This window comes from Oleiphilus sp. HI0066, assembly GCF_001635725.1.
On the sequence record NZ_LWFH01000064.1, the window covers coordinates 1 to 764 of the forward strand.

The 764-nt window shown below is 47.3% G+C and carries 1 protein-coding gene; it reads right to left on the reverse strand.

Going from position 1 to position 764, the window contains the following annotated elements; all coding sequences use genetic code 11:
* Nucleotides 1–764 (reverse strand): DUF3336 domain-containing protein (locus A3738_RS01135; protein ID WP_156503863.1); only part of this gene is annotated, 764 nt, incomplete at both ends.

Below are 764 nucleotides of genomic sequence, written 5' to 3' on the forward strand. Positions count from 1 at the left end.
GCAAGTCAGAAACCACACTTCCATCCACCCAACGCATATTTGGCATATAGGCCGCATGATTTCCCTTCTCATCCTTTTGCTGCAACTGAACAGGAGGAAAGATACTAGGAACAGCACAAGACGCCAGCGCCGCGCTCCACATCATTAAGTTAGGCGATGTGTAACCGCTTAAAAGCCTCTCTTTTTGCTGATGCTTCACAGGGGACACGGTGATATTGACACTGCGGCCAGTTCTCTCAAAGGCCTCTTGCATCGTATAGTCACCGATATAGTAACGAATCGACTCGCGTAGTTTACTTTGCTCCATAAACCCGCGACCACGAAGACCATTTAAGATACCCGCCCATTTCCAGGGTTTAAGGTTCAAATTCTCAGGGTCGAAAAACTCTGGCAGCTCTTCATCAGTATGCGTTCCTAATAAGGCAGCAATGATAGACCCTGCACTTGATCCTGCGACAACCTGAGGTAAAAGATCTTGTTCCCAAAGCGCTTTAACTACACCTAAGTGAAATGCTCCTAACGAGGCGCCACCACTCATCAACAAAGCCGGTCGGCCATAACTAAGGAGAATTGCTTTGAAAAAATCAAGTTGCTGAGCTGGAAGCATCGAAGATTTAGGGTGTCGGCAAAGAAATTGTAGCGCGACGCATACCTCTTCGACATAATCATCAATAAGACGTTTAGTGCCGACGTAACAAACGGAATATAGCCTTGGGTCTCCCATATTCCCCAAGTCGTGATGAAGCCCTTCACGAAGAGCACGA